A 20,654-nucleotide genomic window follows, 5' to 3' on the forward strand; every position below is an offset into this window, starting at 1 on the left:
TTGTCTCCGCCTTTTTCTTTTCATTGCGGAAGAAGATCTATTTCAGCACCACCATCGGGCGCACGGCGCTTAAGGCACCACCGCGCAGCCGGATCCAGCACACACCGGAAGGCAGCGAGCGGGACGAAAATGCTATCGCGTGCGACCCTGCCCGAAGGTCCCCTCTGTAAACCTCGGCCAGTACGCGCCCGGCGGCGTCAATGATGTCGAGTTGAACGGGAGCGCTCTCGATGAGTTCGAAACGCAGTATGGTCTCGCCGTTGAAAGGATTGGGCTGATTCGGTAAAATGCGGAAACGTCCTTCAGCCGTGAACAAGCGGTCTCCACCCTCTTCGCAAATTCCCGTCAACCGAAACTGACCTGGCTCTTCGGTCAGCGCCACATCGCCCCCGCGCGCGACTGAATTACGCAGTTCCAGCACGGTCTCTTCCCGGCTACCGAGTGTGGCGACAAAATCGAGAACGGCGACGATGCTGTCCGCGCCTGCCAGTAACGGCAGATTGTCCAGAGCGATGTGTCGTGTGCCGTCGCGCACTTCTCCGTGGGGAGTGGCGCCGGTCGGCACAAGCAGAGACGCATCGAAGCACAATTCGGTGTACAGCGTGGTGGCACCGCTCAGCAGGAGATTCTCATGCTTCGACAGGCGCAGCGGCATACGGACGATATCTCCAGCCCGCGCTGTCACTGTGCCCGCGGAAATCGTCGCGCTTGCCGCGACACTGCGTCCCTCGCCGAAGAGCTGCGCCACAGGTCGTTGCGCGCTGTTCTCCACCTCGAAGACCAGACTTCCGCTGCTGCGCCCTCCCCTGCGCGGCGCGAAGCGCAAGGTCATCGCGTGCATTCCCAGCGGAGGCAGCGTAAACGGTGCTCCACCGCTCAAGACGCTGAACTGCTCCGTGTCCGGTCCGCCTTGTTCACTGCCGAGCACGGTGACCGGTGCCGCGGAGAGATTGCGTAGAAGCACGTTCAGGGTGCTGTCGCGCTTGCCCCCCACGGGCACGATGCCGAAATCGATCATGCCCGCCTCCAATGCTATCATCGGCTCCACACCGACCCCGCGAATGACGTAGCGCTGCGTGTCCACCTGCGTGATCAACACAATGGTCGCGCTGCGCATACCCGCGACGCGGGGAGCAAAGGAAAAGCCTGTCGCCTGCGCCGCGCTCCGCGCCAGCCGATACGGAGCGCGTCCTGCCGTAATCGCGAAATCCCCCGCTTGTGCGCCCTCGATATACAGCGAATCAATGCGAATGGCGACGACGCTGGTATTCGTCACGAAGTCCTGCAGCAGTGTGTCGCGCGCGCTTCCCACTACCACGGTACCCATATCCACCTCACGGGCAGCGGCCGAGGGAACGACGATGGAGAACACTGCATCCGATTCGTCGCTGAGCTGCGCATGCGCGGGAGTCAGGCTCAGCAGTAACATAATGAGCACAGTGGCTGAGCGAAGCCGACGCGCGAAGTATGTGTGGATACGCTGCTGCATCAGTACGTCCTCACCACTCTGAATCCATCTGTCGTTCTCGCATTGCGCGCCCCTGCCTGATCGCGACGCGACGCACGGCAGCCGGTGGCGGACTCGCGCCAATGCCCGCCGCGCAATAGGGCGTTGAGCGCAGACGAACGGGGATTCGGACCGGCGGGATCGGTCTGATCCGAGGAAGGATACACGGCGAAAACGTCCCAGACCAGCTCGGCGACGTTGCCGTGCACATCCCGCAGTCCGTAACCGTTTACCGCCTTCTGCCCGACGGGCATGGGATCGGAAGTGTTGCCGCAGTACCACCCTGCTGCGTCCAGAGACATGTCGGTCGGCGAGCAATAGGGTTCGCGCATCGCACCGTTCCAGAAATCGGTGGACGTACCCGCGCGACAGGCGTATTCCCATTCGGCCTCTGTGGGCAGGCGATAGCCGTTCTTCCCGAAATCGCAGTACACCATGGAGCCGTTGATCACATAGCACGAATCGAGTCCCTCCATCACCGAACGCCGGTTGCAGTACTCCACGGCCTGTACCCACGACACGGCCTGCACGGGCAGAGTTTCTCCGATGACACCGGAAGGATTGCCGCTCATGACCTCCAGCCACTGGCGCTGCGTGATTTCCGTCACCGACATCAGGAAGGGGCGCGTCAGCGTCACGCTCTGCGACGGGCGCTCCTCGGTGGATCCGGTACCGATGAGGTCTCCGCGCTTGAATGTCCCCGCAGGGATGATCACCATGCCGGAAGGGATTTGATCGGGCATACGGGCAGTCACACGCACGAGGCAATGGTCGCTGGGGGTGTTCGGGACGCGCCAGTTATAAGCGAGCCCCGTCACATTCCGTGCGACGGGCAGCCAGGTCGCGCCGGCGTTGGTGCTGTAGTCCAGATTCACGGCGTCCGTGGGCGCCACGCCCTCCCAGGTTATCACCGTGTCGCTGCCGGCAACGAACACCTCGCCGCCGTTCGGATGCAACAGGCGAATGGTCCGTCTGTCCCTGCCCAGCCCGGGGGTGCCGGCGGTCGCGAAAAAACCACCTTCACAGGCGTCCGTGTCCACGAAAAAGCGGTTCACCACGTATCCGGAATCCGCAGCGTCGTAGCGCAGGGTGAGCGTGCGGCTCTGCCCGCGCAGCAGAGTGAATGGCGGAGGACTCCCTCCGTAATCTTCAATAGTGAACATCGGGAATTCCGGCGCGATGGATCGTATCAGAACATCGGCGTTGCGCGCGGTGATGCTCACCGTTTTCCGTACGGTGGATGGGGCGGCCACCTCTCCGAACGCCACGACGCGCGATGGCAGAAATTCGAGCAGCGGCAGCATATCCGCGGTGAGCGTGTACGATGCGCCACCGGCCGCACCATAACCCGGCGCCTCACACAGTACCGTGCGGATAAAATCGCAGCCGTCGCTCTCCCACTCGATAACGCAGGGAGGGATGTCCTGTGCCATATCGAGAATACCGCGGAAAATCGCCGCGGCCTCCGCTGCGCTGCGCACATTCTCGAACCATCGCCCGCCGGTTTGCTCCGCCACCGTACGAAGGACGTCCGGCATCCTGTTATCCAGTGTGACGGCGTAAATCCGTGCGTTCAACTGTCTGGCTGTAGCGAGTATCATCTGCGCGTCTCCCGACGCATAGCCATCCGTCAGCAACACGACGATACGGCTGTGCCGGCCGCGCGCGAGTACGGGTAAGGCTCCGGCAAACTGATGCCACAGTGCCGCATCATAGCTCGTGCCGCCACCCGCGCGTAATCGATTCACCGCTCCCCGGAGCAAAGCGCGGTCGTTGGTAAAATCCTGATGCAGTACATTGGAAAAGTTGAAGGACGTCACGGCGCATTCCGATTGTCCCTGCGGAAAAGCGTCTATCCACGCTCCCGCGGCCGCTTTCGCGAGTTCCAGGCCAGGACCTTCCATGCTTCCGGATGCGTCTAAGGTAAGCACGGCCGAGATCGGCGCCGGCTGCGTGACGGGCGGACATTCCACCCGCAGGATAGTGCGCGGCAGTCCGTTCTCCGACAAGCGCAACTCCGCCGGCGACATTGACGCGACGCGACGCCCCAGATTGTCGTACAGCAGCAGCTTTGCGCGCAGCAGCGGATAGGCCCGTGTGTCCACGTCATACAGCGACAGCGATTGCGCCCCCGCAGCAGCGGGCAGCAGAAGCGCAAAAAGGCAGCAATAGACAACACGCCGCACGTATGTTCCTCTCGAGGCAGTGGTACGCCGATATACTACGAATTTTTCCCGTAAAAATCGATGTCGGGAATCGGGAATCGGGAATCGGTCCGCGGCGGAGGGAATCGGGAATCGGGAATCGTTAATCGGTCCGGATTGGCGGAATGGAATCGAAACGCGGTCCTCTTCACCCTTCACTTTTCACTCTCCACATCTCACCCTATCGGTCACAAATTTTTACCTGTAAAAAAGCCTATAGTATCTGTATATTGAAATTAACGTTTTTTCATACGGGAGTTTTATGAAAACGATCATCATTTTTGCGGCCCTGTTCTGCTGGTTCGGAAATGCGGCTGCGCAACAGGAAGCGACGCTCAATCTGCACGACGGACGTGAAATCACAGGCATTATCAGCCACATCACGTCAGACAGCGTGTACCTCACGGAGCCGAAAAACGTCTCTTATTCCGACAGGAACGAGACGCTGCCTGTGCTCGTGTTTGCCCGTCCGCACATAGCCTCTGTGGAAATCCGCGGCGGCTCGAACGTCCTTGGCAGCACCCTTGTCGGCATGGGTATAGGGGGGTTGACCGGCGCGTTGCTCGTCCTGACCAATCAAGGGGACGGCACGATGAAGGAGTTGGAAAATTTTCTCGATGCGGTTTTTGTCGGTTCCGCTGTTCTTGTAGGCGGCATCATCGGTCTGACCGTCGGGCTTCTGGCGGGGCGCCCGGATACGACGTTCGATCTGTCCAGAGACGCCGATTTTGATCTGCTGCGCAAAGCCTACGGCAACGCGCCGCTCGCACGCAGATGAAGCGCCCGCGCCCTTTATGTCGCCGGGAGGCGGTGAAGGAAGAAGCGGAAGCGTGTTGAATGAGATCTTTCCGGAGCGAGGAGGCGTTGATGCGTACAGGAGAAAGGTCTCCCCGCTCCGGAAAATGTCGAGTAGTACATGACGGTGATAACAATTTTGTCGCGGAGTCCCCATGAAGCCCTTCCTGTTCCTGGCGATCATCCTGTTTCTTGCAGGCACAGTCGTTGCGCAGAAAACTGCGACGTTCACCCTTCAGGACGGCGAAGAGATTACCGCAGTCATCGTGTCGGTTTCCGATGACAGCATCGTTTTCACGCAACCGCATCTCGTCCATTATGCCGAGCGAACCGAAGCCTTGCCCCGACACGCACTCGCACGAGAGCAGATACGGACCATTACCTACGACGGAGGGGTCTCGGTGCTCAGCACCACCCTCATCGGCGCTGGTGCCGGACTGATCACCTCCGGTATCCTCGCGGCTACGATGGATGATGACGAAGGCTTTCTGAGTAAAGTGTTCGTGCCGGTCTTCCGCGCGTTCTTCATCATCGTCGGGACAGCCGGCGGAGCGATCGGTGGCTTGCTCTATGGTCTGTTGGCGCCGGATTCAGGTACAAGCTTCGACCTCTCCAAAGACGCGGACTACGAAATCCTCAAGGCCGCACACACCCCGGACGCGAACGGGTACGATAACAACGCCACTCCATCACAAACCCCGGAGCGCTTCTGACCCAAGCAGGATTCAGAACACAGCCTCCATTTCGCTGGATAATCAATACCCCGCGCACAGGGTGATACCATACGCCGTCTGAACCTCTGTGCCCTCCGTGCTCCCACCTCTGTGCCCTCCGTGCTCCCCACTCTGTGCCCTCCGTGTCCCCCCACGATTGTAACCTCCCCCCCCTCCTCCGTGGTCATTCTCAATTGCCCTGTACACGTCATTGTATCCAGATGAACACACCGCTACGCTTCACCCTCGCACTTTTACTTCTCGCACCACCAGTCACAGCGCAGCGGATTGTGCTCGAACCACTGCCCGGACAAATGGTGTGTTCCGCGCGCGCGGGACATTTGAACCGTCAGGTCTTCGCGCTCGGTTTGCCGGAAACCATCGGTTCATCCGAGGGCATGATTCTGAATTTCCCCGAAGTGAACATACAGTGGCAGGGACCCGACGCAAACGGCGCCCTGCGGCATACCTGGCGAAGTGAAGGCAAGGTGGAATACCTGCTTACCGTCACTCCATACGTCGATTACGTGGACGCTGAAATGACGGTCAGGAATCTGGGGCGCAGCAACTGGACCAATGTCTTTTCCTTCAATTGCCTCAATCCTGTCAACGCGCCGCAATTTCAGGACTGGACGCTCGAACGAACGTGGATGTCGAAAAACGGCCAACCCTTCCGCATGGACGGTACGACACGCATCAACAATGGCTTGATGAAAACCGTGCAATTCTATGTAAATGAAGGAGTTACGCCCGTCTCCCCCTTTGTCAATGGTTTTCAGGCTACAAGTCCGGACCGCACCGACGACTCGTGGATAGTCACCATGTCGGAGGACGGCGCGTCGTACATGGCGGCCACCAGCCCGAAATCCTGCTTTCTCTTCGACAATCTCGATCGCTGTTGCATTCACTCCGCAACAAACTTCGGCAGCATTCCGGCGGGGGGCGAAGCCACCACCACGTCTCGCTTCTATCTCGCCAGGGGTACGCTCGACGACTTTCTACTGCGCTTCGACACCGAAATCCGGCAAAAGGACTCAAGCGATGCGCGTGTACTGATGTGCTGGGGAAGGCCCTGGTCGCTCGCCGATACAACGCAATGGCCCGAGGTATACCGGCATCTCGACATTCAGAAAATCTACATCGGCGACATCAGCTCGCGAACGGACACCGCCCAGACCCGGCGTTTTGTGCGGGCACTGATGGCACAGGACATCAAAATCGCCGTCGAACTCGGCGGCCTGCTGGACTGGCATGCCGACAAAGGCGACCGTGCCGGCGAGGCCTCCTTCCAACAGGATTGGGCCAATGTGAAACCGTTGATTGACATGATCAGGGAAGTTGATCCCTCTCGGAGCATAGACATGCTGGACATGGACGGGCCTATCCGGCGCATGCTCTTCCCGAATAATGTCAAAGCCAACCATCACACTATCGCGACCGCTGTGCATGAGCTGTTCGAAGTCGCGAAACTCTGGCGAGACTCCATCCCCGGCATCGAGCTGAATCTGCTCACGAACTTCCCCAACTGGGCCTGGGGCGATACACCCGCCTATTTCGCCATCTCGGGCGAGCGCAACGGATACGGCCAGTACAAGGATGTGCTGGACGCCGTGCAAGCCAAATCCCTGGAAACCGGCATACATTTCGACGGTCTGACCGTAGACAATCCCTACGACTACGCAATGGGACGCGCGCAGACCAATCAGCCCGCCGAGATCGCCGGGGTGGACTGGATGCAGCGCCTGGCGGAACTCGACATCCGCGCCCGTGAAATGGGATTGAAGGTGAACATGATTTTCAACACCAACGGCGCACGCACGGCGCAAATGTATTCGGAGCAGACGCTGGCCTTCATGGACCTCTACCACCAGCGCGTACCCGAACCGGACGGCTATTGGATTCAGAGCTGGTATCAACTGCCGGACGCCTGGCTGCCCGAAGAAGCGCCTTATACCATGACGAATCTCACGCTCGAGGCCTTGAAGAAACTCGGGCGCGTACAACCATCCGATCCGCCGCGGGCATTGCTTGAGCCCGCGGACGGACGGGTGTATCACGGTGTACAGTACATGACCTTCGACGGCGGCGAACCCATCGCCGGCTATCTCAGCGCGCTCAACGACAGCACCATTCAACCCGCGGTGCGCGGGCTCTTCTTCAGCATTCCCGGTACTCGCGGACCCGCGCAGTCATTGCGTCAGCTCTCTACCTTCCTGGCGGATGCGGACCGCCTCGGCTTCATTCCGGAGCTCAGTCTCTTTCTCGTCAGTGACGTGGCCACCGACACCGTCATCGCAACATCCACACAATACGACGCTGTCATAGACAGCATCATCACCCTGTGCAAGAATTACGGCAAGGCCATGTTTCTGCGCATCGGAGGCGAGTTCAACGGCAAGGGCGACGGATGGAATGGCGGCGGGTACACTCCGCATCATTACGTCACCATGTTTCGCAAAATCACCGACATGTTCGACGCGCGAGGCTTCCGCGACAGCATCGCGAACATTTGGTGCTACTATCCCGCCGCCGCCAACGACTTCGACAGTGTGGATGTCAACGGCGCGCTGTGGTATCCCGGTGACGAATATGTGGACTGGTTCGGTCTGGATCTCTTCGATCCTCAGGATTTCGACCTCGCGCTTCCGGACTATGATCGCAGAGGCATCACACGCAAAGGCAAGTCCGAACGCTTCCTCGCCATGGCGCGCGCCAAGGGCAAGCCCGTATATATGAGCGAAACCTCCGCCAAAGGTATGAATATCAGCGCCGACGCCGCCGATAGTCAGGCCGACTGGGACGCCTGGTTCGCGAAGTTCTGGGAATTCATCGCAGCGCATCCCGAAATCAAGGGCTACAGCTACATCAACGCCAATTGGCCCGTCGGTGCCTATCCCGGCTGGGGTGACGCGCGCATCAACAACAGCCCGCTGCTCAGCAAGTGGTATCGCGACGAGATGAAGAAAGCGAAATACATTCATCTCCCCTGGTCCGGCACCACCGCCGCCAGCGGCCCCGGAGGAGCGGCAGCAGCGCTGACCCTGCACCCCAGCTATCCGAATCCCGCGCGTACCGCCACCACTATCGTGGTCGAACTCTCCGCCTCCTCCGCGCTCCGCGTGGATGTGTACGACGCCCTCGGCCGCCGGGTGCGCACGCTCGATGCGGGTCATCGTTCCGCCGGCCTGCAACACCTGCATTGGGACGGCCGCCACGACAATGGCGTACTCGCCCATCCCGGCATCTACCACTATCGCGCCTACTCAGGCGATGCCGTCGCAACCGGACGCATCGTGCTGCTGCGGTAGAGAGACAAGCCGGCGACTATTTACAAGCGATTTTTTCAGGTTTTTTCCCTATTCTTGCTTTCCTCGCAACCGTGGAGCGGCCTGTCTTCTTTGACATTTCACAGGCGCGCACGAAATTGCATTACACACGATTCATTGAACTACCCTGAGGGACGAATGCCAGGAGCTACAAGACGAGGTGTTGCCGCGTTGCTCCTCATCCTCCTGATGGCGGGATGCGAGTCCAACCGCGAGCAGGATGAGCGGCAGGTGCGGCGGCAGTTTCACGTGCCGGATGAGGTGCGGCTCGACACGCTGCGGGGCAGTCCGGAAACCGGCGGTTGGTTCGGGCGGGAGGGACTGCGCATACGGGCGGTGTTTCAGTTCAGCGAGGCGCAATTCGCCGCGTACCTGCGGAGTTTGCACGACCCGAAGGTATGGGAGCCAGTATCCTTCCTGCACTACAGTCCCGATGGTGCGGAGGAAGTGTCGGCTGACGCACTCCGATGGCGACGTCTTCCGTTACCGGAATTCCCGCGTCCGTTGGCGCATCTGCGCGGGTTGTTCGATACCAGCATAACGGAGGGATGGTATTACTGCTCACTCGTGCTGTATTTGCGCGGCGACAGCATCGTGCACCCGGGCGGGGGCTACCATTTCGAATGGAGCACTATCGGCAGGCATGGCACCGAAAGCACCGATGACACGCATCCGGTGATCACCACCTTCGGCATACTCGATACGAAGCGGCGTCGACTGTATGCATGGATCGGATTCAGCGGGTGACGCGGTGTGGGCGTATGGCGTACCCGTGCTCGATCGAGGCGCCCTGGCGGACGATTCACCCCTCACGATGCTCCACGTATGCGATACAAAGAATCATATTTTGCTGTAGAAAGCTAAAGTTTCAAACACTACAGCAGCAGCAAATAGCCGGAACAATTTTCCGTTCGGAACCTGCCGTTCATCACCCCCGCCTATCCATCCCGGAACAAGCAAAGCGACGACCACGGGGACGTTTGTCTTTTCACCAGCGAGACAGACGATTGCTGACGAAGGCTCCGAAGAGGATGCTCGATGTGCAATGAAACGGTGAATGCCTGAGTATCTGCGAAATCGCGGCATCGTGCGCATGGAGGGGATTTCCGCATGCGGTCACGTATCGCTGCATTGAATGCTGCTCGCTGAGTCCGTACATTTTCTGAATCCGATCATACGGGGCTCGCGACGACGTCCCGCGGAGATCGGACAGGGACACTCACATCGGGGAAATGCCGTGTCGATACCGCTCCCGGGGAATACCCGCACCCGCCTGACTGCTTGTCGGTGCGCATTCCATTCCCGGAACACTTCGCCCCTCTTTCGATTCGCTTCGCCGCTCTCGTGCGCAATGCGGGAGGAGCGCTGATGTCGTGTGATAATCCTGCGAAGTGGATAGGCGCGGGCGACAGCATCGTTGTTCACGGTCATATCATCTCAGGCGGCCTGGTGTACGTCGGCGAGCTGCTGCCGTCGCTCGCGGGGTACGAGGATGATCCCTCTCTCATCAATCCCAAGCTGCCGGTACAGCGTACGTCATCGCACGATACCGCGCCGGCAATGCCCCGCAGTCCTTACTACAAATACATCTCGCCACAATGTCGCGATGCCTATCTGCGTTGGCTTTCAACAGGCAGAACCCGTCGCGTTCCGGACATCGGCTATGTTCTGCTGTTCCTCTACGGTCTCGAGAGGCGGCTGTTCATCGATGGCCCGAAATCGCTGTTGCCGGTGGCCGAGCGACAGGCCATAGTACATGAAGTTCTCCGGCTGCAGAGCTTGTACGGGCAGCTTGCGTCATTTCTGAAAATGACGGATAATCTCCTGGCTATGGAATGGGTGCTCTACCGGAGAGATCAGACTCCGCCGGCCTGCTTCACCGTCGCGGACAGGTATTGCCCCGATGGGGTGATGGTGAAGCTCGCGTATTATATAGCCGTCGGTAAACCGATTCACGCCGAATTGGCTTACCAGACGTTGATGATCATCGGCGAATCGGGTTTGCGCACAGCAGCCCGGCGGTGCAGGGAGCAGTTCAGGGAGCTGTTTCTCCTGCGCTTTACACGACAATATGGCAACGGCATCGTACTCAGGCCGGTGAGGGAACCACACAGCTTTTGCTACCATGCCGCAAATCCATCAATGCGGTACTTGTTGAATTTCCATGTTGACGGGCTCTCGAATCCCTGGTATCGCACCGATTTGATGAATAGAATCGATGCTATGGTATCCCTCTGTACACTGGAACTTGACGCGTACAGCCGTGCCGTTGGTCGTGAGGGTTCCAATCCCAACGGATTAGTCGCAACCGGGGTTCTGCCGAAGGAATTGATGCAACGCCACAGCGGCTACGGAAAGCTGAAATCGATTCTCGAAGAGCACGTAGGAGAGCAGTTTTTATGGGTATCCATAGAACAATTGTATGCATGCTTCGATGAGCTGCCCCCCGCGCGCTTCAGGAAAGGTGAGTACGCCGTCCTTGCGGCGATGATAGAATCCATGGGATTTCAAGTGGCTCCCGATGTTCGCACGCATGCGATTGAACCCGGCGCCAGTGAGCGGATCGTCATTTTCCCTCTGGATGACAGGACACGCAACACGCCTCCGCACCGCTTCCGCATCATCACGATAGTCCTGCATCTCGGTGCTCTGCTTTGCTCTGCAGCCAGGACGAGTACACACGGCGGAACATATATACTCCGCCGGCTGATCGATGATGACGACGAAGTAAGCGCAACGGAGAAGAACTCCCTCCTCGCTTTCCTGCTCTGGTGCGTCCGCACGCAACCGGGTACTGCCGGATTGAAGAAACGTCTCTCCGAAATCAGCGAGGAAGAGCGATACGCCATACGCCAAATACTGATATCGGTGGCGTATGCGGACGGACGCATCGATCCGAAGGAAGTCCGTCAATTGGAGAAATTATATACGACACTGGGTCTGGACAAGGAACAGGTCGCAAGGGATCTTCACACGTTTGCGGCTGATTCCGGACCTGTCACCGTTGGCAGGCGCGAGAGCGAAGCGACATTCGCCATACCTCGTCCGCCGGTTGCGCCTCCGGCCGGCTTCGAATTGAACCAGGAGTTCATTCGCATACGCGAGGAGGAAACCAGGCGGGTCAAAGGCGTGCTCGAGGAAATCTTCTCGGATGCGGCGGAAGCGCAGCCCGTCGATGTCGGAGGCGGACAGCCCGAAAGGGATTCCGATGAAGTCTTGCACGCCCTGGATGATGCGCATCGAAAGCTCTTCCTGCGCATCGTTGAGCGGGATCGCTGGGGATTGGAAACCTTCGATGCTCTGTGTACCGAACTCGGTGTGATGACCGACGGCGCTATGGAAGTGCTCAACGAATGGGCCTATACGAAAGCCAACGCTCCCCTGCTGGAAGCCGGCGACCATGTATACATTGACCTCGATCTTGCAAAGGAGATACAGAATGTCCAATGAAGGATCACCCCGCCTCCGTCCGAGGGATCGCGACGCTATTATACAATCCTTGCGCGCGGGAGTCACCCCGAGAACCGGCCTGCAGCATATTCAGGTCGGACGCGTACGCGAAGTCGAAGCCCTTCTCCGCGACATCGAAGCGATAGCGACGGGTGGTTCGGCCATTCGCTTCATTATCGGAGAATTCGGATCCGGAAAGAGCTTCTTTCTGCAACTCATTCGCACAATCGCGCTGGAGAAAGGAATGGTGACCATACACGCGGATCTTGCACCGGACCGGCGTCTGCACGCCACCGGCGGTCAGGCGAGAAATCTGTACGCGGAACTTCTTCGCAATCTCTCGACGCGCACCAAGCCCGACGGCAACGCTCTGGGCAGCGTGGTGGAACGCTTCATCACCGAAGCGAGAAAGCGCGCCGCCGCAACACATGAGAATGTGCACGCCATCATCGACGAACAACTGCAGCTTCTGTCGGAACTCGTGGGTGGATATGATTTTGCGCAGGTGATAGCCGCATACTGGACGGGCTTCGAAAACGGAAACGAGCAGCTCAAAACCGATGCCGTACGCTGGCTGCGCGGCGAAATATCGACGAAAACCGATGCGCGCAACTCCCTGGGCGTGCGAACCATTGTTGACGACGCGAATGTGTACGACATGCTCAAATTGCTCAGCCTGTTTGTGCGTCAGGCAGGCTACTCCGGTTTACTGGTGAACCTCGATGAAATGGTCAACCTGTACAAGCTGAACAATCGGACAGCGAGAGTGTCGAATTACGAGCAGATACTGCGCATACTCAACGATTGCCTGCAGGGAAGCGCGCGGCACATCGGTTTCCTGTTCGGTGGGACGCCGGAATTTCTTCTCGATCCACGAAAGGGATTGTATAGCTATGAGGCCCTTCACTCCCGTCTCGCGGAGAACTCCTTCGCCCGCGCAGCCGGGGTAATAGACTATTCATCCCCGACACTGCATCTCGCGAATCTCACACCCGAAGAACTGCTCATACTGCTGAAAAATCTGCGGCATGTCTACGCCGCGGGCGAGGTGGAGCAGTACCTCCTACCCGATGAAGCACTGAGGGCATTCCTGTCGCATTGTTCGCAGCGCATCGGCGACGCCTACTTCCGCACTCCGCGAAATACAGTAAAAGCGTTTATGAACCTCCTCTCCGTCCTGGATCAGAATCGCTCACTGCAATGGATGCAACTCATCGGGCAAGTGCGGGTCGAGATAGAAAGCAATTCCGACATGCCGGAAACAGAGATCGTGGACGACGACGAACTGGCCTCCTTCACCCTCTGAGGCCTGCGATGAGCGAATCACGCGGTTTCGAAGTCTTGCACAAGGGCGTGCAACGCTGGATCTGGGAGCAGCAATGGACCTCGCTGCGGGATATACAGGAGCGCGCGATCGAACCGATACTACGGGCGGATCGCGATGTGATCATCAGTGCAGCCACGGCGTCGGGCAAAACGGAAGCCGCCTTTTTGCCCGCGTGTTCTCATGTCGCCACGGCTCCCCCGGCTGGCATTGCGATACTCTACATCAGTCCCCTCAAGGCGCTGATCAATGATCAATACCGAAGGTTACGACGACTCTGCGAGATACTCGACCTGCCGCTTACTGCCTGGCACGGCGACGTGCTCCGCTCGGTAAAGGAGAAGCAGAGAAAGAAGCCGGGCGGCATTATCCTGATCACGCCGGAGTCTCTTGAGGCGCTGCTTCTGCATCACGCAATCTGGTGCGGTCAGGCATTTCGAGAGCTCAAGTATGTGATTATTGACGAATTTCATGCCTTCCTCGGATCCGAGCGCGGTATGCAATTGCAATCCCTGCTGCACCGCGTAGAATTCCTGTTCGGACGCAGTATTCCCAGAATAGCGCTCAGCGCCACGTTGAGCGATCTGCAACATGTGGCGCATTTCCTGAGGCCGCAACGCGGGAGCGTTCCCTGTGAGATAATTACCTCCAGCGCCTTCAGGTCGGATGTGAAGGTGCAGCTACGCGGATATATACAGCGCCCGGACGATGATGAAGCGCAGCGCGGCGCGTGCGGATCGCTGACAAACGATTTGTACAGATTGTTGAGGGGCTCCTCGCACCTGATTTTCGCGAACTCCCGCGCGCGCACAGAAGAACTCGCCGCGAGTTTGTCCGATCTCTGCGAACGCGACGGGGTTCCGAACGAGTTCTTCCCGCATCACGGCAACCTTTCGAAAGAGCTTCGGGAGCAAGTCGAAGCGCGGCTTCTGGCCGCCAGGCTTCCCACCTCGGCTGTGTGCACCATGACGCTGGAGTTGGGAATAGACATCGGCAGCGTCGACTCTATTGCGCAGATTTCCGCGGCGCATTCCGTTGCGGGCATGCGGCAGCGCCTTGGGCGTTCCGGACGCAGAGGCGACGCCGCGGTGCTGCGACTTTTTATCGAAGAGGAAGAAATCACCGCGAGGACGCATCTGATTGATCGCCTGCGGCTCCAAACGGTGCAATCCATAGCCATGGTACAGCTCCTGCTTCGCAAATGGTGCGAACCGACACCCGCGCGTCAATATCACCTATCGACACTTGTACAGCAAACCGTGTCGGTCATCGGGCAGTACGGCGGCGTATGCGCGCGTCAATTGTGGTCACTGTTGTGCGAGAGCGGTCCATTCTCACTCGTGGACTCCGCCGTATACGCGGAGTTGCTTCGCTGTCTCGGTGCGAGCGATATTCTCACGCAAACGCATGATGGCCTGCTTGTACTCGGCGCGCGCGGTGAAAAACTGGTGGATCACTTTTCCTTTTATTGCGCATTTAACACACCCGATGAATATCGACTCGAATACCATGGAAAGACGCTCGGTACCATCCCTTACGACAGACCTCTGCTTCCCGGTCAGTTGATCATTTTCGGTGGCCAGCGTTGGGAAACGCTGAGTATTGACGCCGAAAAGAAAATCATCACCCTCCGACCCGCCACAGGAGGACGGCCTCCGAAATTCAGCGGCGCAGGTCCCATGCTGCATGACGTCATTCGCGCCGAAATGAAACGCGTGTACGAAGAGCGGCTCTTTCCTCCCTACCTGAATGCGGCCGCCCGGGACAATCTCACCGAGGGTTTCGCGTGCTATCATTCGCTCGGGCTCGGCGTCACCGATGTGTTGCAACTCGGAAATACGCTTCATATCCTCTCGTGGCGGGGAGACCGCGTCGTCAACACCATCACCGTGTTATTGCGCCGTGCGGGCCTGATAGCAGACACATTCGGCGGGATAATCGAAATCGCGAGTTGCACGCCGATGTCGCTGCGGGACGCCATCACGCAAATCATGCAGAATGCGCTTCCCTCCCCGGAGGAATTGGGTGCATCGGTAGCGGACACATACGTTGATAAACACGATTCCCTGTTGCCGAAACATCTCCGCGAAGCATCCTACGGCCGGCGCTATTTCGATGTGGATGGCGCTGTGGAGTGGATGAAGGGTGTGCTGAACAACGAGCGCTGAGGGGCCGGATTGTGCGGACCTCCTGTTATCGCCTACGTCGCTGTGATAGGCGGATTGTAGGGGGCTCCTGTTATCGCGGAGATATCCGGGGGCACTGAGGGAGGTTTTGATGGGATCACTCGAAAAATACGTTCCAGCCTACAGCACCCGTTAAAGCAATGCAATCGATAAAGCTCTATTCCCCATAAATTTCTCCTCTGCGTCTCTGCGCCGGCCCCCGAGCGAGGCTTCGGCGGTCCCTGAGCGCAGTCGAAGGGCAGCCACCGTCGAAGGGCCGCGATCAGAATGCTTCTTCCCGGATAAGTGCTACTTTTACAATGGAACGTGTTCACTTCAGCAATTGCGACAATAGGTTGAAACTCGCCAGTACCTCTCACAGGAGCCACGCATGAAATTCGATTTTATCAATCCAACAAAAGTTATATTCGGCGCGGGATCGCTCGCGCGACTGGGCGAAGCGGTGCGCGCGCACGGCAGCCGCGCCCTGCTCGTTACCGGCGGCGGCAGCGTGAAACGCAACGGCAGCTTTGATCGCGCAATCGCAAGCCTGGAAGCGGCGGGTGTGTCCGTAGTGGAATGCTCCGGCGTGGAACCCAATCCCCGTATCTCCACCGTCATCCGCGGCGCGAATACTGCCCGCGAGCACTCCTGCGATGTGGTGATCGCGCTTGGCGGCGGCAGCACCATGGACGCCGCCAAAGTCATGGCCGCGGCTGTGTTGTATGATGGCGATCCCTGGGATATGATCGCCCATGGGCAAGCGGAGCAACGCCTCCCGACCAGCGCCTTGCCGATCATCACCGTGCCCACGCTCGCGGCCACAGGTTCGGAGATGAATCGCGGCGCCGTGATCACCAATGAAGAGACGACGGAGAAATCCGCCGTCATCGCGGACTGCCTCTTCCCGCGCGTCGCCGTGGTCGATCCGGAACTGACCGTCAGCGTTCCGCCTGATCAGACAGCCTATGGCGTCTGCGACCTGATCACGCATGTGACCGAAGGATATTTTAATGGTGTGGATGGTACGCCGCTGCAGGACCGCTTCGCAGAGGGCGTGATTCTCACCGCCATCGAGTGTGGCCCGAAGGCCGTGGCCGACGGAAACAACATCGAAGCACGCACGCAGATTCAATGGGCGTCCGTGGTGGCGCTCAACGGCTGGGTGCAGGTTGGCACACGGGCCGCCTATCCCGTGCACGGCATCGAGCATACAATTTCCGCGCATCACGACGTGGCGCATGGAGCGGGCCTGGCCGTGGTCAATCCCGCATGGATGCTCTTCGCGGCGAAGTCCCGTCCCGCGAAATTCGCGCAGTTTGCCGTGCGCGTCATGGGTGTGCTTGCTGTGGACAAAAACGAGGTGGAGGTCGCCTTCGAGGGCATCGACCGCTTCGAGGCCTTCCTCCGCTCCATCGGCTGCCCCACCCGACTCTCGGAGCTCGGCATAGGCGATGAACTGCTCGGGCGCTATGCGGCAGATACCATACGCATCGCGAATCATCCCAAGCGCATACTACCCGGTCGACCGCCGATGAGCGAGGAGGATATCGTGGAGATGTTGCGGGGGGTGGTGTAGTATCCGCAATTCATCAGCACTGAGTTGAATCGCCTCTCATCCCCGCTTTTCCGTCTCAACTTCCATCGAAGCCTGTCACAGCGTCAATGCGAGGTTCAGAGATCCGCATCAGAGGTACATACGCAATACGTGCACACGTGGACGGGACGAGCGCGAGCGCAATGCACGTATGCATTTCCGCGCCCCCTCTTGACTGTGTCGTTGAAAATGACTACAATGTCCGTTTCGATGCACCTTTATTTCGGCAGGAGGATCTCATGAAGCGCCTGGTACTGTTTCTTTTCGCACTGCTCCCCATCGCAAGCTTGAATGGCAACGCGCAGATCGTCGGCGGTGTCGCGCTGGAGTACGATTCCGCCATGCTGTTTACCGTAGAAGCGGGCACGACGCTGCAATTCGAGCTCGTGGCGCGGGACACTGCGAACAACGTAATTGAAAATTGGCACACGATCGGACAGAACGCGGTGCTCGCTGTGCGTGGCACGGACGCCGAAACGGACAGCAGCACGAGATCATGGAGCGCCGATCCGCTGGGTTTCTCCTGGCTGGAACTGCGGCTGAACGGCACCGTGCTCACCTTGGATTCGGTTGGACAGGATCAGGGATTGTACTACACCCTCCCCCCTTCCGCGTTCACGCTCGGTAAGGCCACCCTCGACTTCACGTTGACCTTAGCCGGGAAAGACATTACGCTTACGGTTACTCCAACGTTCACCATGTTCGCACAGCAAACCCCTCCCATCACCATCGTTCCCGGACCGCACGAAAATTATCTCGTGGAAGTGACCTGGCCGAAGTCGGACAAGGAGAAGGTGTTCCTGCTGCGCCGCTATGAAATCGTCGTCGCGCCAAGAGATCGCTACCTGAACATGATCACCACTCCCGACATTGCAACTTCCTTTTCCGCCGCCTTCCCCTCCGAGTTCGAAACTGGGCCTGGGAGCCCAAGCATCTTCGTTGGTACGGTGTACATCAGGGGTGTGACGAATTACTTTCTCATGTCCAGCGTCCGCCGACTGGACATGATGGGTGATGCCCGACAGATTATCATGGCGAACAAAGCCGGCGATGCGAGTATCAAGGGCTGGTCCGATCCCTTCGAGATCATCGACCATGCCCCGTATCCGTTCGCCCTGCTCAAGCCGCCGGATCAAACCCGGCTTATACTCTTACCCTTCCACACCGAGACCTTTACATGGACCAAAGCCCTGCCCCAGGATCCGTACACCGACATGCAGATTTCTCGATTTAGTCCGATGACCTGCAGCGACACGGTGAAGTACGAGGTTACCTTTGTGGACTCGCAAACCTTGACACGCAGCATGAACTACCCCTCCGACAGCAATGGACTAGCGGCATCGCTCACCATGACGCACAAACAACTTGCGGGAATCATCGAAGCAATGTCGGGTAGCCCGACCACACTTGAACAGGAGGTAACGTGGTATGTAACGGCGCGCGATTACGACGGCTATTTGAATTCGGACGAAGGGCCGCTGTTCGCGACCCTTTCCTCACCGCCCAATCTCGATCCGCAAAACCGCCCTGGGTACAGGCTGATTCTAAGGATCGAGGTGACAGGTGTCGATCCCGGACCGATAATCCCGGACTTCACCTTGCACCAGAATTTTCCGAATCCGTTTTCACCATCAACATCAATTCTCTTCGACCTGCACTCTCCGGCGCATTGCCGGCTGCTGGTCTATAACATCGTCGGCGAAGAAGTCGCACTACTTCAGGAAGGCCTACTCGAGAGCGGCAAGTACCAGTATATCTTCAACGGCGATGGTCTGCCTCCGGGTGTGTACTCGTACCGCTTGGAAGTTGACGGTGCCATACATGCGCGGAGCATGCTGCTGCTGCGCTGATATTGCCCGTTACTTGCTTCTTTTTGTGAAAATGACTACAATGTCCGTTTCGATGCACCTTTATTCCGGCAGGAGGATATCATGAAGCGCCTGGTACTGTATGTTTTCGCCCTGCTCCCCATCGCAACATTAATCAGCAACGCGCAAATCGTTGGCGGAATCGAGTTGGATTACGATCCTGCAACGACGTTCACGGTAGAAGCCGGCACGACGCTGCCATTCGAATTGGTTGCACGCGACACGGCACGCAACATCATCGGGAACTGGGACGCGATCGGACGGAATGCCGTTCTTACCGTGCGGGGCTCGAATGCGGAGACAGACAGCAGCACGCGGTCGTGGAGCGATGATCCGCTTGGCTTCAGTTGGCTGGAGCTGAGGCTGAATGGCACCCTGCTCGTCCTCGATTCGACGGGAGCGGAGCAACAAGATGTTCTGCTCTTCTACACCATTCCCACAGCCGCATTCACGACAGGGCGGGCAGCTCTCGCCTTTACACAAAGTGCTACCGGAAGAGATATCATTCTGGGCGTTACGCCGCGCGTCGCACAGCTCGAGCAGCAGTCCCCACCGATCACCATTCTTCCCGGCCCCGATGATAACTATTTCGTGGACCTGGGGTGGCCACTATCGGGCGATGACAAGGTTTTTCTGCAACGGCGCTATGAAATCGTCGTAGCTCCGAGAGACCGCTACCTGAACTGGATTTCCGGGCGCAACGTCGAGACCTCCTTTAGCGCACTGTTCCCGGCCGAGTTCGATACCAGCAGAATGGGCCTTTCGAATATTTTTTCTGGCCGGGTGTACATCAATGGGCTGACAAATTACTTCCTCATGTCAAGCGTCCGCCGCATCGACGCAAATGGAGACGTCCGGCAGATCATCATGGCGAACAAAGAAGGCGATGCGAGTATCAAGGGATGGTCCGATCCTTTCGAGATTATCGACCATGCACCGAATCCGTTCGCATTAAGGGAGCCAGTGGATCGCACCATACTCGTCCTGTCCAGGGCAAGCGACACCCAAACGTTCACGTGGGTCAAATCCCTGCCGCAGGACCCATACACCGACATCCAAGTCTCCCGCTTCAATCCCGCAACATACTCGGACGCAGTGAAATACGACATCACCTTTGTTGATGCTCCTACTCTGACGCGCAGCGTAGTATTCGACGCCGACAGCGGTGGTCTCGCGGCATCCTTTAGTACGACTCATGGGCAACTCGCCGTGATCATGGATCAGCTCTCGGGGAGCCCAACAAGCACGCAACAGGAAGTCGTATGGTATGTGACCGCGCGTGACTACGACAACAGCTTTGGCCAAATGGAGGGCCCACAGTACGCGACCATGTCATCGCCGCCGTACCTGGATCCTCAGACGCGCCCCGGATTTCGGTTGAGGCTTGTCAAGGAGCCAACGCATGTTGACTTCGAACTGAATCCGGAGCATTTCGCGCTGAGGCAAAATTTTCCCAATCCATTTTCTCCTTCCACATCGATACGGGTGGAGATACCCTATCCCACATGGGGTCGTCTTGCGGTGTATAATCTCCTCGGAGAAGAGGTCGCGATTCTTCACGACGGAATGCTTCCGGCAGGGAGATACCCCTTTCAGTTCAAGAGTGCCGGACTTACGCCGGGAGTGTACACCTACACACTTTTCGTGAATGGTGAACAATTTACGCGGAGCATGCTGATGCTCCGCTGAGCTCACTCGTTGCGAT

At 58.4% G+C, this 20,654-nt stretch carries 12 protein-coding genes; 10 read left to right on the top strand and 2 right to left on the bottom strand.

All coding sequences use genetic code 11. The annotated features are described in order from the left end of the window. Positions 1-37 precede the first annotated feature (37 nt). The gene (locus M5R41_06205; GenBank protein MCZ7555979.1) at positions 38-1,489 is read right to left on the bottom strand and encodes a choice-of-anchor D domain-containing protein; all 1,452 of its coding nucleotides are present in this window, start codon (positions 1,487-1,489) and stop codon (positions 38-40) included. After that, the gene (locus M5R41_06210) at positions 1,489-3,693 is read right to left on the bottom strand and encodes an SUMF1/EgtB/PvdO family nonheme iron enzyme (protein MCZ7555980.1); all 2,205 of its coding nucleotides are present in this window, start codon (positions 3,691-3,693) and stop codon (positions 1,489-1,491) included. Before M5R41_06210 ends, M5R41_06205 begins: the two co-directional genes overlap by 1 nt. A gap of 280 nt (positions 3,694-3,973) precedes the next feature. On the opposite strand from M5R41_06210, the gene M5R41_06215 reads away from it, so the two are divergent. The 10 genes from M5R41_06215 to M5R41_06260 all read left to right on the top strand — a co-directional run bounded on the left by M5R41_06215 (position 3,974) and on the right by M5R41_06260 (position 20,638). After that, positions 3,974-4,489 carry a hypothetical protein gene (locus M5R41_06215; protein ID MCZ7555981.1) on the top strand — a complete coding sequence of 172 codons (516 nt, stop codon included), beginning with the start codon at positions 3,974-3,976 and terminating at the stop codon, positions 4,487-4,489. Positions 4,490-4,661: 172 nt separating this feature from the next. After that, entirely contained in the window at positions 4,662-5,219 is a 558-nt protein-coding gene (locus M5R41_06220) for a hypothetical protein (GenBank protein MCZ7555982.1), read from the top strand. Between the two features lie 221 nt (positions 5,220-5,440). Continuing rightward, positions 5,441-8,527, top strand: coding sequence for a T9SS type A sorting domain-containing protein (locus M5R41_06225; GenBank protein MCZ7555983.1), 3,087 nt, complete (start codon positions 5,441-5,443; stop codon positions 8,525-8,527). A gap of 156 nt (positions 8,528-8,683) precedes the next feature. After that, positions 8,684-9,292, top strand: coding sequence for a hypothetical protein (locus M5R41_06230; protein ID MCZ7555984.1), 609 nt, complete (start codon positions 8,684-8,686; stop codon positions 9,290-9,292). Positions 9,293-9,913: 621 nt separating this feature from the next. Further along, the gene (locus M5R41_06235) at positions 9,914-11,995 is read left to right on the top strand and encodes a TerB N-terminal domain-containing protein (protein ID MCZ7555985.1); all 2,082 of its coding nucleotides are present in this window, start codon (positions 9,914-9,916) and stop codon (positions 11,993-11,995) included. Beyond that, positions 11,985-13,301: an ATP-binding protein gene (locus M5R41_06240; GenBank protein MCZ7555986.1), complete on the top strand. Its 1,317-nt coding sequence runs from the start codon at positions 11,985-11,987 to the stop codon at positions 13,299-13,301. The genes M5R41_06235 and M5R41_06240 overlap by 11 nt, the downstream gene beginning before the upstream one ends. A gap of 8 nt (positions 13,302-13,309) precedes the next feature. Further along, entirely contained in the window at positions 13,310-15,487 is a 2,178-nt protein-coding gene (locus M5R41_06245; protein MCZ7555987.1) for a DEAD/DEAH box helicase, read from the top strand. Between the two features lie 388 nt (positions 15,488-15,875). After that, a complete protein-coding gene (locus tag M5R41_06250; GenBank protein ID MCZ7555988.1) occupies positions 15,876-17,063 on the top strand; it encodes an iron-containing alcohol dehydrogenase in 1,188 nt (395 codons plus the stop codon). A gap of 257 nt (positions 17,064-17,320) precedes the next feature. Then, a complete protein-coding gene (locus M5R41_06255) occupies positions 17,321-18,931 on the top strand; it encodes a hypothetical protein (protein ID MCZ7555989.1) in 1,611 nt (536 codons plus the stop codon). An 81-nt stretch (positions 18,932-19,012) separates the two neighbouring features. Then, complete coding sequence (locus M5R41_06260) at positions 19,013-20,638, top strand: hypothetical protein (GenBank protein MCZ7555990.1); 1,626 nt, start codon at positions 19,013-19,015, stop codon at positions 20,636-20,638. Positions 20,639-20,654: the final 16 nt, after the last annotated feature.

Source organism: Bacteroidia bacterium, from assembly GCA_027493955.1.
Lineage (GTDB): Bacteria > Bacteroidota > Ignavibacteria > SZUA-365 > SZUA-365 > JAOSJT01.

Excerpts from the sequence above, each read along its gene's own strand:
- M5R41_06250 (MCZ7555988.1), top strand. The coding sequence starts at position 15,876 with ATGAAATTCGATTTTATCAATCCAACAAAAGTTATATTCGGCGCGGGA.
- M5R41_06260 (MCZ7555990.1), top strand. The coding sequence starts at position 19,013 with ATGAAGCGCCTGGTACTGTATGTTTTCGCCCTGCTCCCCATCGCAACA.
- M5R41_06205 (MCZ7555979.1), bottom strand. The coding sequence starts at position 1,489 with ATGCAGCAGCGTATCCACACATACTTCGCGCGTCGGCTTCGCTCAGCC.
- M5R41_06245 (MCZ7555987.1), top strand. The coding sequence starts at position 13,310 with ATGAGCGAATCACGCGGTTTCGAAGTCTTGCACAAGGGCGTGCAACGC.
- M5R41_06215 (MCZ7555981.1), top strand. The coding sequence starts at position 3,974 with ATGAAAACGATCATCATTTTTGCGGCCCTGTTCTGCTGGTTCGGAAAT.
- M5R41_06255 (MCZ7555989.1), top strand. The coding sequence starts at position 17,321 with ATGAAGCGCCTGGTACTGTTTCTTTTCGCACTGCTCCCCATCGCAAGC.
- M5R41_06240 (MCZ7555986.1), top strand. The coding sequence starts at position 11,985 with ATGTCCAATGAAGGATCACCCCGCCTCCGTCCGAGGGATCGCGACGCT.
- M5R41_06230 (MCZ7555984.1), top strand. The coding sequence starts at position 8,684 with ATGCCAGGAGCTACAAGACGAGGTGTTGCCGCGTTGCTCCTCATCCTC.
- M5R41_06220 (MCZ7555982.1), top strand. The coding sequence starts at position 4,662 with ATGAAGCCCTTCCTGTTCCTGGCGATCATCCTGTTTCTTGCAGGCACA.
- M5R41_06235 (MCZ7555985.1), top strand. The coding sequence starts at position 9,914 with ATGTCGTGTGATAATCCTGCGAAGTGGATAGGCGCGGGCGACAGCATC.
- M5R41_06225 (MCZ7555983.1), top strand. The coding sequence starts at position 5,441 with ATGAACACACCGCTACGCTTCACCCTCGCACTTTTACTTCTCGCACCA.